The organism is Photobacterium damselae, assembly GCF_003026815.1.
In the GTDB taxonomy this organism is placed as follows: Bacteria; Pseudomonadota; Gammaproteobacteria; order Enterobacterales; family Vibrionaceae; genus Photobacterium; species Photobacterium damselae.
Genome location: NZ_PYOG01000050.1, coordinates 1 through 14,341, shown reverse-complemented (window position 1 = coordinate 14,341; position 14,341 = coordinate 1). Strand labels below are relative to the sequence as shown.

Sequence of the window (14,341 nt, the reverse complement as noted above, 5' to 3'; positions counted from 1 at the left end):
TCATTATCAGTCATGGTTAACAACATCCACAGGCTCCAAAACAGCAAAGAAAAAGCGTCTTTTGAAGTTAGTTCAACATGACATTTCAATCTGGCTCAAACATGACATTTCTAAATGGGACTTACAAAGTGTTAGCGCGTTATCCGGCCAAAGTTAAATCGGTGCTGTGTGGCCATATTCATCAAGAGTTGGATTGCATGAGACAAGGTGTACGAGTACTAGCTACGCCATCAACCTGTATTCAATTTCTGCCAGACTCTGATGATTTTGCGTTAGATTCAAAAGCACCGGGTTGGCGATATCTTGAGTTAACACCTCAAGGTGACGTACATACGCAAATCCATCGTTTGGCGAATGATCAATTTGCGCCAGACCTTAATTCGGCAGGATATTAATGAAACCACTACTTCTTTATATTCATGGCTTTAACAGCTCTCCCCAATCGATGAAAGCTGAGATCATGGCAAACTATTGCCGTGAATGTCGACCGGATATCAAAGTTGTAGTACCGCGCCTGCCTAGTTACCCGCAACAGGCTGCGGAATATATTGATGAACTTGTGCAGACTTATTTACCTGATTATAAGTTAGGCTTAGTTGGAAGTTCATTAGGCGGCTATATTGCAACTTGGTTGTCTCAGCGTTATCTGCTGCCTGCTGTTGTGGTGAATCCTGCCGTAAAACCTTATGAGCTGTTGGTCGATTATTTAGGACCACAGCAAAACCCCTATACTCAAGAGCAGTACGTTCTTGCTCCTCACCATATGGATGAACTTAAAGCGATGGATGTGAATAATATTGTACATCCAGAACTTATTTGGTTACTTCAGCAAGAAGGTGACGAAGTTCTTGATTATCGTCAAGCGGTAGAAAAATATACGTTGTGCCGCCAACTGATTGAAAAACAGGGTGATCACAGCTTTGTTCAATTTGAACGATTCCCTGCAGAGATAATCCAATTTTTAGGTTTATAGTAACTCGGATACAATAGTGCCTAACTAGGTGCGCGATTTGCTAAATAACTTGTCTTGTACTTAATGTTATCGCATGCGGTAACTGCAGATTAAACTCACAAAACGTGATTACGAATATGACCCTAGCTTGACAATACTGCTAGGGTTACTGACTATTGTTGCCAAAAATTTCTTGAAATTTCCGTGATATGACAGATCAAAGTTATAACGCTGGTGCCATTGAAGTTCTTAATGGATTAGAGCCAGTTCGTCGTCGTCCAGGTATGTATACCGACACGACCCGTCCCAACCATTTGGGTCAAGAAGTTATCGATAACAGTGTCGATGAAGCATTGGCAGGTCACGCTCGCAAAGTCGAAGTGATCCTTCATGCTGATCAGTCGCTTGAAGTTGTTGATGATGGCCGAGGAATGCCAGTTGATATTCACCCTGAAGAAGGGGTCTCTGGTGTTGAACTTATCTTATGTAAGCTCCATGCCGGTGGTAAATTCTCTGGCAAAAACTACCAATTTTCAGGTGGTTTACACGGGGTAGGTATTTCGGTCGTAAACGCCTTATCTAACCGTGTAGAAGTGACCGTAAAACGCGATGGGCAGATATACCAGATTGCCTTTGAACACGGTAATAAGGTGTCTGAACTTGAAGTTATTGGCACTTGTGGTCGTCGCGCAAAAGGAACCCGTGTTCACTTTTGGCCTGACGCAAAATATTTTGATAGCGCAAAATTTTCTGTCTCACGTCTGCGTAATAACTTAAAAGCCAAAGCCGTTCTTTGTCCTGGGCTTGAAATTGTCTTTACTGACAAAGTCAATGGTGAGAACTACCGCTGGTGCTACGAAGATGGTTTAAAAGACTATCTGGCAGAAGGTGTTAAAGGGTTTACTTTATTACCAGAAGAACCATTTACCGGATCATTTAGTGGTCAAACAGAAGCTGCTGATTGGGCGCTTTTATGGCTACCAGAAGGTGGTGAGCTGATCACGGAAAGCTATGTTAACTTGATCCCAACTGCACAAGGCGGTACCCATGTTAATGGTCTACGCCAAGGTCTACTAGATGCCATGCGTGAATTCTGTGAGTTCCGCAATCTATTACCTCGCGGAGTAAAGTTAACCGCAGATGATATCTGGGATCGCTGTGCATACGTCCTATCCGTTAAGATGCAAGATCCGCAATTTGCAGGTCAAACCAAAGAACGCCTTTCTTCTCGTCAGTGTGCAGCGTTTGTTTCTGGCGTAGTAAAAGATGCCTTTAGCTTATGGTTAAATGAGCGCCCACAGTTAGCTGAGCAATTGGCAGAAGTGTGTATTGCCAATGCACATCGACGTATGCGTGCCAGCAAAAAAGTGGTACGTAAAAAAATCACTTCAGGTCCGGCTCTTCCGGGTAAATTGGCTGACTGTTCGCAACAGGATTTGAACCGTACTGAACTGTTCTTAGTTGAGGGTGACTCGGCAGGTGGTTCGGCAAAACAAGCACGCGATCGTATGTATCAAGCCATTATGCCGTTGCGAGGTAAGATCCTAAATACTTGGGAAGTCTCTGCCGATCAGGTCTTAGCATCACAAGAAGTGCATGATATTTCTGTGGCTCTGGGTATCGATCCTGACAGCGATGATCTGAGTGGATTACGTTACGGTAAGATTTGTGTACTTGCCGATGCGGACTCCGATGGTTTACATATCGCAACCTTATTGTGTGCTCTATTTATGAAGCACTTCAAAGCGTTAGTTCGCGCAGGTCACGTATTTATTGCTATGCCACCTCTGTATCGTATCGATCTGGGTAAAGAAGTGCATTACGCCCTAGATGAAGCAGAAAAAAATGTCATTTTAGAGCGCTTAAGTGGTAAGCGAGGCAAAGTTAATGTGCAGCGATTTAAAGGTTTGGGTGAAATGAACCCACTGCAGCTGCGTGAAACGACTATGGATCCAAATACTCGTCGCCTGGTACAGCTAACCATTGATGATGATGAGCAAACCAATGAAATGATGGACATGCTGCTAGGTAAAAAGCGAGCAGAAGACCGTCGTCACTGGTTACAAGAAAAAGGCGATATGGCAGAGATGTAATATCTCAAGCTTTTACTTTGAAGTGTGATTGTGCACTTACGTAGAACCAATTAACTGGATTATCGACGATGACCGATATGACAATGGATGGCGTTGAACAGTTGCCTTTGCGCAAGTTCACTGAAGACGCATACCTAAACTATTCAATGTACGTCATTATGGACCGTGCGTTGCCATTTATTGGCGATGGTCTAAAACCCGTACAACGCCGTATTGTATATGCCATGTCTGAACTTGGCTTAAGTGCAACGGCAAAATATAAAAAATCTGCTCGTACTGTAGGTGATGTATTAGGTAAATACCACCCTCATGGTGACTCTGCTTGTTACGAAGCAATGGTATTAATGGCCCAGCCTTTCTCTTACCGTTATCCTTTGGTTGATGGTCAAGGTAACTGGGGTGCTCCCGATGATCCTAAATCATTTGCTGCGATGCGTTATACCGAATCTCGTCTGTCCCGTTTTTCAGAAGTACTGTTATCTGAATTGGGGCAAGGTACAGTAGATTGGCAACCTAACTTCGATGGCACCATGAAAGAGCCAAAGATGTTACCTGCACGCCTTCCGCATATTTTGCTTAATGGTGTAACAGGTATTGCCGTAGGTATGGCGACCGATATTCCACCTCATAATGCTCGTGAAGTAGCAGCAGCTGCAGTTCATATGATTGACAATCCTAAAGCGGATCTTGATGCGCTGATGGAATTTGTTAAAGGGCCTGATTATCCAACGGAAGCTGAGATCATCACGCCAAAAGCGGAACTGAAGAAAGTGTACCGCACCGGTCGTGGCAGTATTAAGATGCGTGCAGTTTGGCATAAGGAAAATGGCGATATCGTTATTACCTCATTGCCACATCAGGTATCTGGGGCAAAATTGCTTGAGCAGATTGCAACCCAAATGCGAGCTAAGAAACTGCCAATGGTTGAAGATCTTCGTGACGAATCTGATCATGAAAATCCAACTCGAATCGTTGTAGTTCCACGTTCTAACCGCATTGATTGTGAGCAGCTGATGAATCATCTGTTTGCTTCAACCGATTTAGAAAAGAGCTTTCGCGTTAACTTAAATATGCTAGGTCTTGATGGCCGCCCTCAAGTTAAAGGGTTAGTTAGTATTATTTCTGAGTGGTTAGAATACCGCCGTATTACAGTACGTCGTCGTCTTCAGCACCGCTTAGATAAAGTGACTGCTCGTTTACATATCTTAGAAGGTTTGCTTGCGGCATATTTAAATATTGATGAAGTGATTGAGATCATTCGCAGTGAAGATGATCCAAAAGCTGAATTAATGAGCCGTTTTGATCTGACTGCAATTCAAGCTGATGCGATTTTAGAGATTAAATTACGCCAGTTAGCCAAATTAGAAGAGATTAAGATCCGCGGTGAGCAAGATGAACTGTCAAAAGAGAAAGAACATCTTGAGAAGCTACTTGGTTCTGAGCGTCGCCTTAATACCTTAATTAAGAAAGAGTTATTAGCTGATGCTGAAACTTATGGTGACGATCGTCGTTCGCCTATGGTTGAACGTGCAGAAGCAAAAGCGCTAACTGAGCGAGACTTGATCCCAAGTGAACCGATTACGGTTGTGTTGTCGGAAAAAGGCTGGATTCGTCATGCTAAAGGTCATGAGGTAGATCCAAGTACCCTAAGTTATAAATCAGGTGATAGTTATTTAGCTCATGCTCGCGGTAAGAGTAATCAGCCAGCTATTTTCTTAGGTTCTGATGGTCGAAGCTACGCTTTAGAGTCTCACTCTTTACCTTCAGCTCGTAGCCAAGGTGAGCCGATTACTGGTCGCTTGAACCTAACTCCTGGTTCAAATATGCGGCAGGTGATGATGGCGGAAGACGAGCAATTGTGGTTGATGGCATCGGATGCAGGTTACGGATTTATCTGTAAGAGCAGCGACATGGTATCGAAGAATAAGAGCGGTAAAGCGCTACTTACGTTACCAGAAAATGCACAAGTGATGGCACCACAAGAGATCCGAGATATCGAGCATGATCAGATCTTAGCAATCACGAATGAAGGCCGTATGTTGTTATTCCCAATTAAAGATTTACCGCAGTTAGGTAAAGGTAAGGGTAATAAGATCATCAATATTCCGGCTGCCCGTTCGAAATCGCGTGAAGAATTCTTATCGTATTTACAAGTATTGCATGATGGCGCTCAAGTAACACTGCATGCTGGTAAACGTAAGCTCTCCTTAAAGCCAAGTGATCTTGATAACTTCCGTGGTGAACGTGGTCGTCGAGGCAGTATCTTACCTCGTGGATTACAGCGAGTGACTCACATTGAGTTTTCTTCGCCAGCAACACCTGAAGAAGAATAATTTGCTGCAAGTTTATGGAATTCTAAAGCCCTCACTGTGAGGGCTTTGTTGTTTTTAGACTAAGTTATTGAGATAAACCAGATGAAAAGAGTGTAATTTTTCATCTTCTGGGTATACTAGCGAACGCTTGTACGCTGAGGAGATGTAGAATGATTTTTTTGTTACGCATTATTGCCGTGGCAATTTTCGCTATCGTGACTTTCGTTTTTGGTTGTGGCTACTGTTTATTAAGCCCGCGAAATCCTAAGCACGTTTATACCTTTGGTCGCATTTTCAGTAAAATGTCGCGTGTTTTAGGTATTAAACTCGAATTTCGTTATGCAGATGGCGCTGATAAAGTCGGTCCTGCTGTGTATATCGCCAACCACCAAAACAATTATGATTTATTTACTGTATCTGGTGCGATCATGCCACGTACCGTAACGGTTGGTAAAAAAAGCTTAGTTTGGATGCCTCTATTTGGTCAGTTGTACTGGATCACGGGCAACATCTTGATCGACCGCGCAAACCGTAGCAAAGCGGTTGGAACCATTGGTCAGGTTGTTGAGAAAATTAAGCAAAACAAAGTATCGGTGTGGATGTTCCCTGAAGGAACTCGCTCTCGTGGCCGTGGATTATTACCTTTTAAAACCGGTGCATTTCATGCCGCAATTGGCGCTAATGTACCTGTTGTACCAATCGTATGTAGCTCGACAGAACATGTGAAGCTAAATCGTTGGGATAATGGTGTGGTAATTGTTGAAGTGATGCCTGCGGTATCGACTGATGGTTTAAGCAAAGAAGATGTGCGTAAACTATCTGATGAGTGCCGCACCATGATGGAACAGAAATTGAATGAACTAAATGCAGAAGCAAAGGCTCGCAGCCACTAATTATTAATTCGCATCATTCAGAACTATATTTAATAAAGGACATAAGTATTGCTATGTCCTTTTTGTTATTTTGACTCATGATAATAAAAGATCAGGCGATGACAGAAGAACAAGTTGTACTCGTTGATGAGCAGGGACAATATCAAGGATTAAAAGAGAAGATGCAGGCTCACTTGGATGGTGACTTGCATTTGGCATTTTCGGTGTTGTTGTATCGAGATACTGAGTTAGGTCGAGAGTATCTATTGCAACAACGAGAAATGAATAAATATCACAGTGGTGGGTTATGGACCAATACCTGCTGTTCACATCCTAGATTGAATGAAACAATTGAACAGGCTGGTATTCGCCGCTTACAAGAAGAGATGGGAATTGTTGCCGATTTTGAGCTAACCGATATAGGTCATTTTTGTTATCGCGCTCAACTTGATAATGAACTTGTTGAGCATGAACTAGACCATATTTTGGTCGCATCAACCCCAAATGTTGTGGTAAATCCTAACCCGCAAGAGGTTATGGCTTATCGCTGGTGGTCTGAGGCAGAAATTGAACAGGGAATGTCTCTACCAACGCCATTATTTACCGCTTGGTTTAGTGATGTTTTTACTGCGGTTAAACAATATCGATAAGCTAAATTCAATAGAATAAAAAAACGCCAACAACTTGATGTTATTGGCGTTTTTTTGTTATCTCTGACGTAAATTATTTACGAACAGCGATTGCTTCAATTTCAATTTTAACATCTTTAGGTAGACGAGCTACTTCCACACAAGAGCGTGCTGGATATGGGGCATTGTGCTCATCAAAGAAGTTACCGTACACTTCATTAACAGCTGCAAAATCATTAAGATCTTTAACAAAGACTGTCATTTTTACGATATCAGAAACTTGAAGACCTGAAGCCTCTACAACGGCTTTAACGTTGTCTAGAGATTGACGAGCTTGTTCTGCAATTGCTTCTGGAACTTCACCTGTTGCTGGGTTTACAGGGATTTGGCCTGAAGTCAGAACCATGTTACCAAGATCAACACCTTGTACATAAGGGCCGATAGCAGCAGGTGCGTTATCTGTATGTAGAACTTTAGTCATTACAAAACCTTTTTGTTTGGATCGTAAAAATAAATAATGAGATTAACTCTCAGATGGCTAGTTTGCAGTGCAAAATACATAAGGTCAAAGACTTTGATGTTAACTGACCAAGCTTATAGCGAAACGGTGATCAGTTTAGATAACCTAATCTTGTTTTAACGACCTTTTCGCACTCTTCGATGCGGTTAATATCTCTTGGGGCAATCATCACCGTATCATTACCCCCAACGGTTCCAAGAATATCGGCGTGGGGTTGAATATCAATAAGGCGAGCAATTAATTGAGCACTACCTGGATGGGTTTTTACCACCACCACCAATTGGTTATGGGTGATAAACTCGATTTGAGAGGCAATAGAAGAACCTACTTGGACTTGTTCTTTTTCTACCGTTAGGCAATAGACTTTTTTGCCATAGGCATTAGGGACCTTCGCCACCCCAAGGCGTGATAACAGACGAGATACAGTTGATTGACTGACATCCTTAAAATTTAGCTCAATCAATTTTTGGCGAATATCATCTTGGGTAACAAAACTTTGTTGTTGTAGTAAACGCTTACAAGCGGTGGCGATATTGTCATCAATGACGTAATCTTGTGCGCCGTGGGTATCGTATCCGTTCACGGGCAGCTCCTTATTATAGGTTTATTGGAATTTTATAATCACATGCCAAGAATGGACTAAACTTCTTCACCGTTAGGGAAAAATCCGTTTCATCCTTGATTATTATTGTTGTAAGAAATGCATGATCTTTCATAAGAATAATAACAATAACTACACGATGGTTGTTTGACCAATGTCACCAAATAATAAACTGCTGTTTTCGCTATATTATTGTTAGTTATCCTAAATGAGATGAATTTTTAGCGTTAAACGAAAGTGAAGATAGATGATTATCTTGATTAGAAAGGTGCTGATCTGAGTGAATAAAATGCAAAAAAGCCTGCAAGTTTGACCGAGCAGGCTTGAAATTTTATGGGGTTAATTTGCTTAGTTACACTCAGTGACGATTTCGCGTGAGAATACTTTTTCGCAATAGCGGCATTTTAGCTGAACATCATCATTCTTCTTTAATACCTTAAAGCTGCTGTCGACCGGCTCACCGTGAGAGATACAGTTGCTGTTTGGGCATTTGAAGATTGCGTGAATTTGCTCAGGTAAAGACAGTGCTAGTTTCTTTACAACTTCGTAATTTTCAATTTGGTTTACCGTTGCTTTTGGTGCATACAGAGCAAGTTGGTTTGCTTGCTCTTCTGTGATGTAGATATTTTCAATCTTAATCAGATCTTTTGCGCCTAACGCAGATGATGGCAAATTTAAGCCAACAGTAATGCGTTGGTTGGCTTTATGCATACCAAATAGTTTTAATACTTTGATGCCGATATTTGCAGGGATATGGTCAATAACGGAACCATTTTTAATCGCTTCTACCTGTAGTTTATTTTCTTTAACCATGATTCTTATCTCCCTGCGCTTAAAGTTGTTCGTTCAAAACCAGTGCCAATAGAGCTTGGCGAGCGTACACACCGTTTTCTGCTTGTTGGAAATAGTAAGCATGTGGTGTTTTATCGACATCTGTTGTGATTTCATCAATACGAGGTAATGGGTGCATTACTTTCATATTTGGGCGTGCTTCTTCTAACATTTTAGCGTTAAGGACAAAAGCTGATTTAATGTGGGCATATTCTGATTCATCAAAGCGTTCTTTTTGCACGCGAGTCATGTACAGAATGTCCAGCTCTGGCAGTACTTCTTCAATGTTTGAATGTAAGCTGTAAGTAATACCTGCATCATCTAATTCTTCACAAATGTATTCAGGCATAGCCAATACTTCAGGAGCGATAAAGTAAAAGCGAACATTATTAAATTTCGACAGTGCTTGAGTCAGTGAGTGAACAGTACGACCGTATTTTAAGTCACCAACAAAAGCGATACTGATGTCATCAAGACGGCCTTGAGTCTCTTGAATGGTAAAGAGATCCAGTAGGGTTTGTGTTGGGTGTTGGTTTGCGCCATCACCACCATTGATAATTGGAACGCCGTTGGAGAATTCAGAGGCTAGACGAGCGGCACCTTCTTGAGGGTGGCGCATAACAAAAGCATCAACGTATGAAGAGATAACCTGTACTGAGTCAGCTAAGGTTTCTCCTTTTTTAGCCAGTGATGTATTGCCGCCATTATCAAAACCGATAACGGTACCGCCTAGACGTTGTACTGCCGTTTCAAAGGATAGGCGAGTACGAGTAGATGGTTCAAAAAAGCAGCTAGCAACAACCTTGTTTTTTAGCAGTTCTGGATTGGGCTCTGCTTTTAGTTTGCCAGCAGTCTCAACAACAAGTTCAAGCTCATCTCGAGTAAACTCTGGGATTGAAATAATGTGCTTTTGAAACAGCGAATTCGGCATGGCTTCTCTTCCCTTATGATCACTATGTTGACTATTGATTGCCTAAAGCGATATTGGTGTGCTTCAGACAAAAAAAAGCCCCCTTATTAAAGGAGGCTTTTTTTACGAATAATAGGAAAAACAAAAAATGCAACCGCCGCAAACTTTTGGCGATTTGGTGTTGAGCTGTAATAAGCTAACTGGCGCATTTTTTCTCTCTCTCTAGACAAATTGCGAAGGATTATACCCCCATTTTTTGTTAGCGCAAGCGTTTGCGTAAACTATTCATAAAATGGAATATTATGCAATTTTCTATGCATTATAACTAAAGATGTTTTTGATGTTATATGTTTGATTTTATAATGTAATTATGGATTTGGTTAGATTTTTGAATGCGTGGAGTATGCATGATGAATTTCAATGTAATCCGTTACAAATGCACAAGGATAACCCTAATAGAACATAAAAAAATGCCGACCTTTGCGGCCGGCATTAAGTAGTTGAGCTTTAAAAACTCAAGAGAGTAATTATTGACCCAGTGTTGCTACCATAACAGCTTTGATGGTGTGCATACGGTTTTCTGCTTCATCAAATACGATAGAGTAGTCAGACTCGATCACTTCATCTGTAACTTCTACACCTTTTGCTAGTACTGGGTATTCTTTCGCTAGCTCTTTACCTACAGTAGTGTCTTCACCGTGGAATGCAGGTAGGCAGTGCATGAATTTAACATGTGGGTTACCTGTTGCTTTGATAACATCCATGTTGACTTGGTAAGGAAGCATTAGGTTGATGCGCTCTGCCCAAGCTTCTTTTGCTTCACCCATAGATACCCATACGTCAGTGTATAGGAAATCACAACCTTGAACGCCTTCTTGAACGTCTTCAGTCATTGTGATTTTAGCACCTGTTTCAGCTGCGATAGCACGGCATTGAGCAACAAGCTGCTCTTCAGGCCAGAAAGCTTTAGGTGCAACTAGGCGAATGTCCATACCCATCTTCGCAGCACCAACCATTAGAGAGTTACCCATGTTGTTGCGTGCATCGCCTAGGTAAGCGAAAGTGATTTCGTGTAGTTGTTTACCACGAGCATGCTCTTGCATAGTTAGGAAGTCAGCAAGAATTTGTGTTGGGTGGAATTCGTCAGTTAGGCCGTTCCATACAGGAACACCAGCGTATTTGCCTAGCTCTTCAACGATATCCTGACCAAAGCCGCGGTATTCGATACCATCGTACATACGTCCTAGTACACGAGCAGTATCTTTCATTGATTCTTTGTGGCCGATTTGAGAGCCAGATGGGCCTAAGTAAGAAACTTGAGCACCTTGGTCAAATGCAGCAACTTCGAATGCACAACGAGTACGAGTTGAAGTTTTTTCAAAAATTAGAGCAATATTTTTACCGGTTAAACGTGGCTGTTCATAACCGTTATACTTCGCCTTTTTCAATTCAGCTGATAGTTCTAATAGGTGCTGAATTTCGCGAGGAGTGAAGTCTAATAGTTTTAGGAAGTTGCGGTTGCGAAGATTAAAAGCCATGTTGTAATTCCTTCTATAATCGGTATCTCTCAAGTTAGGTAAAAGTGTTTAGTTGTTTAACTTATAACCCAACTGATTATCTATTGTTATATCACTATTGTATTTTTTGTGAATAATTATTCTATTATTCAGCAATAATATTTGTACCGCGTTCCCCTTTCAGAATGCGCAAGCCGTCTGCTAGAGAGCCAATACCTACCAATTTGCCACCTTGTTTAATGAACTCACAGGATGCTTCAATCTTTGGACCCATAGAGCCTGCATCAAAGGTGTATTGGCTTAGTTCAGACGGTGTTGTGCTGCTTAGCGCTTTTTGAGTTGGTTTACCCCAGTCTAAGTACACAGCATCGGCATCGGTTAAAATCAGTAGCGCATCAGCTTCAAGTTGTTTTGCTAAGAAGGCTGCTGACATATCTTTATCAATAACGGCTTCAACCCCAACTAGTTGACCATTTTCATGTTTAACTGGGATACCACCACCGCCAGTACAAATCACTAAGTGATCGTTCTCGATAAGTGTATTGATCGCATCTTTTTCAATGATGCCTGTTGGTAATGGGCTTGGTACTACTCGACGGAAGTACTGGCCATCTGGCTTAACTGTCCAATGGTATTTTTCTGCCATTTCACGAGCTTCAGCTTCATCATAAACAGGACCAATAGGCTTAGTTGGGTCGGCAAATGCTGGATCGTTAGGATCCACACTCATTTGAGTTAGCATGCAAGAAACATTTTGTTCTGGAAGTAAGTTCTTCAGTTCTTGCATTAGCATGTAACCGATCATGCCTTGAGTTTCGCTACCCAATACATCTAATGGGTATGGCGCTACTTTTTTAAATTCCAGTCCTTGTAGGGCTAATAAACCAACTTGTGGGCCATTACCGTGAACAAGAACTACATTGTATTCTTCCGCAATCTGCGCAATGGTTTTTGCCGCAGTTGCAATATTTTGACGTTGAATTTCAGCTTCTAGTGGTTCACCGCGGCGCAGTAGAGCGTTACCGCCAAGTGCAACAACAACAGTTTGCTTTGCCATAGTACTATCTCTCTTGGTTTCTAGATTCTGGCCAGCAGCGACTGGCCAGAATAGGTTGTGGTTGTTCGACGGGATTAGATACCGTCACGCTCAATTGGGCAGCTCATGCAGCGAGCACCGCCACGACCACGACCAAGTTGGTCACCAGGGATTGGTAGTACAGTGATACCGGCTTTGTCGTATTTCTCGTTAGTGTAAGTGTTGCACTCATAACCAACGACAACACCTGGTTTCACAGTTAGAACGTTGTTTGCGTCATTCCACTGCTCACGCTCAGCTTCGAAGCTATCACCACCTGTTGTGATAAGGTTCAATTGACCTACACCTAGTGCTTTTTCGATAGCGGTTACAAAGTAATCTTCTTCTGTTGCTTTCACAGTGCCTGACTCATCGCCAGTTAGGCTCCAGCATTTAACATCTTTACGTACCACTTCTGGGTATACAGAGAAGGTATCTTCACGCATGTGAGTCATAACAGTATCTAAGTGCATGCAAGAACGGTGTTTTGGTAGCTCCATTGCAATAACTTGTTTTGCTTGACCATGCTTGAATAGGCTTGATGCAAGTTGCTCAACACCTTGTGGTGTTGTACGCTCAGACATACCGATAAGAACCGCACCTTTACCAATAACAAGAACGTCACCGCCCTCGATGGTTGAGTTGTCGTAGATCTTCTCTTCATCACCGAAGTATTTAATGAAGTCTTGACCTGCGAAGGTTGGGTGCCAGCGGTAGATAGCGCGAAGGTGATTTGTTTCACGCTGACGAGCAGGTTTTGCCATTGGGTTGATAGATACACCACCATAAACCCAGCAAGAAGTGTCACGTGTAAATAGGTGGTTTGGTAGTGGTTCAATGATAAAGTCGTATGGTGCGTGAAGACCTTGCATCATTGATGAAGACTTAAATGGTAGTTCTGCGTAGCTTAAGCCACCAAGAAGGATTGCAGCTAGCTCATCGTTTGGCATATCCGCTAGGAAACAACGAATATCATTTGCGAATGTTGGACCAAAACGATTCACTGAAATTTGCGAAGTTAATAGCCATTCTTTGGCTTCTGGTACCGCAAGTGTTTCTGCTAGTAGGTTATGAAGAAGCATTACTTCAACGCCTTGCTCTTCAAGTACTTTTGCGAAGACATCATGTTCTTCGCCAGCACGCTCAACAGCGAGTACATCATCAAACAATAATTCGTGACAGTTTGATGGTGTTAAAAGGCTAAGAGCGCGCTCTGGACGATGAACAAGAACTCGGCGTAATTGACCGATTTCAGAACCTACATAGAACTTACTCATGATCGTATCTCTCTATATTTATTTGCCAGCATCATGCCAGCTTATTTAATTATATATTTAATAGTGTTGCTTAATTAAGATTTGTAATCTCGTCTTTCTGTAATTGATTTTACTTATTCGAGAATATTAGTCTTGGATCTTTGTCACAATTTAAATCCCTATTTAATATCCTAAGTTATTGCATTATTTAACAATTTCAGTATTTCGTTATTCAATTTCATCGCTGGGATTTTATGTATCTTTCTTGGGTTTATAATGAGTTGTTGATTTTTAAGTTATTGATTTTTAATGGTTTGATTTGGGTGGTGGAAATATTATTCAAGGTGCAATTTGTGGCATATATGATGAAAAAATAAAGTTATGCAGTTTTTATGGGTGACTATATGGATTTAGATAAGAATTAGCGGAATATTTCTTATTATTTTTTTAATTAAATTATCTTTTTTGTTTTTTGTAGTTTTAATACAAATTGATTTTCATCTTTTTATTTTAAATTTTTAGTGGATTTATCGTGCTAGAAATAATTATTTTCATAAGTGATATCTGATAAGAAATATATTTATATTCACTTGGTAATATAAATATCAATATTTCTTTAGGTTATGAGATATAAATAGATAATCTAAGAAGCAGAAGCAGAAGCAGAAGCAGAAGCAGAAGCAGAAGCAGAAGCAGAAGCAGAAGCAGAAGCAGAAGCAGAAGCAGAAGCAGAAGCAGAAGCAGAAGCAGAAGCAGAAGCAGAAGCAGAAGCA

The 14,341-nt window shown here is 41.4% G+C and carries 13 protein-coding genes; 6 read left to right on the top strand and 7 right to left on the bottom strand.

All coding sequences use genetic code 11. The features are described 5' to 3' along the window. Positions 1-77 precede the first annotated feature (77 nt). From CTN07_RS21260 to idi, 6 genes are all read left to right on the top strand, one after another. Complete coding sequence (locus CTN07_RS21260; protein WP_249030820.1) at positions 78-395, top strand: metallophosphoesterase family protein; 318 nt, start codon at positions 78-80, stop codon at positions 393-395. After that, on the top strand, positions 395-973 hold the full coding sequence (gene yqiA, locus CTN07_RS21255; RefSeq protein ID WP_005301385.1) for an esterase YqiA: 579 nt from the start codon (positions 395-397) through the stop codon (positions 971-973). Before CTN07_RS21260 ends, yqiA begins: the two co-directional genes overlap by 1 nt. A gap of 188 nt (positions 974-1,161) precedes the next feature. Continuing rightward, positions 1,162-3,045 carry a DNA topoisomerase IV subunit B gene (parE, locus tag CTN07_RS21250; protein WP_005301384.1) on the top strand — a complete coding sequence of 628 codons (1,884 nt, stop codon included), beginning with the start codon at positions 1,162-1,164 and terminating at the stop codon, positions 3,043-3,045. 68 nt (positions 3,046-3,113) lie between these two features. Then, positions 3,114-5,378, top strand: coding sequence for a DNA topoisomerase IV subunit A (gene parC / locus CTN07_RS21245; RefSeq protein ID WP_005301383.1), 2,265 nt, complete (start codon positions 3,114-3,116; stop codon positions 5,376-5,378). A 149-nt stretch (positions 5,379-5,527) separates the two neighbouring features. Further along, positions 5,528-6,250, top strand: coding sequence for a 1-acylglycerol-3-phosphate O-acyltransferase (locus CTN07_RS21240; RefSeq protein WP_005301382.1), 723 nt, complete (start codon positions 5,528-5,530; stop codon positions 6,248-6,250). A 98-nt stretch (positions 6,251-6,348) separates the two neighbouring features. Further along, entirely contained in the window at positions 6,349-6,879 is a 531-nt protein-coding gene (gene idi / locus CTN07_RS21235; RefSeq protein ID WP_036764441.1) for an isopentenyl-diphosphate Delta-isomerase, read from the top strand. A 73-nt stretch (positions 6,880-6,952) separates the two neighbouring features. Here idi and CTN07_RS21230 read toward each other — a convergent pair whose 3' ends face one another. From CTN07_RS21230 to arcA, 7 genes are all read right to left on the bottom strand, one after another. Continuing rightward, a complete protein-coding gene (locus CTN07_RS21230; protein WP_005301381.1) occupies positions 6,953-7,339 on the bottom strand; it encodes a RidA family protein in 387 nt (128 codons plus the stop codon). Between the two features lie 130 nt (positions 7,340-7,469). Then, on the bottom strand, positions 7,470-7,961 hold the full coding sequence (locus CTN07_RS21225) for an arginine repressor (protein WP_036764439.1): 492 nt from the start codon (positions 7,959-7,961) through the stop codon (positions 7,470-7,472). A gap of 366 nt (positions 7,962-8,327) precedes the next feature. Continuing rightward, positions 8,328-8,792 carry an aspartate carbamoyltransferase regulatory subunit gene (pyrI, locus tag CTN07_RS21220; RefSeq protein ID WP_005301380.1) on the bottom strand — a complete coding sequence of 155 codons (465 nt, stop codon included), beginning with the start codon at positions 8,790-8,792 and terminating at the stop codon, positions 8,328-8,330. 19 nt (positions 8,793-8,811) lie between these two features. Then, on the bottom strand, positions 8,812-9,741 hold the full coding sequence (gene pyrB / locus CTN07_RS21215; RefSeq protein ID WP_005301374.1) for an aspartate carbamoyltransferase: 930 nt from the start codon (positions 9,739-9,741) through the stop codon (positions 8,812-8,814). Between the two features lie 506 nt (positions 9,742-10,247). After that, positions 10,248-11,258, bottom strand: a complete 1,011-nt coding sequence (locus tag CTN07_RS21210; RefSeq protein ID WP_005301373.1) for an ornithine carbamoyltransferase — start codon at positions 11,256-11,258, stop codon at positions 10,248-10,250. A gap of 124 nt (positions 11,259-11,382) precedes the next feature. Beyond that, positions 11,383-12,294, bottom strand: a complete 912-nt coding sequence (gene arcC, locus CTN07_RS21205) for a carbamate kinase (RefSeq protein WP_005301372.1) — start codon at positions 12,292-12,294, stop codon at positions 11,383-11,385. 74 nt (positions 12,295-12,368) lie between these two features. Then, on the bottom strand, positions 12,369-13,589 hold the full coding sequence (arcA, locus tag CTN07_RS21200; protein ID WP_005301370.1) for an arginine deiminase: 1,221 nt from the start codon (positions 13,587-13,589) through the stop codon (positions 12,369-12,371). Between the last annotated feature and the right edge of the window lie 752 nt (positions 13,590-14,341).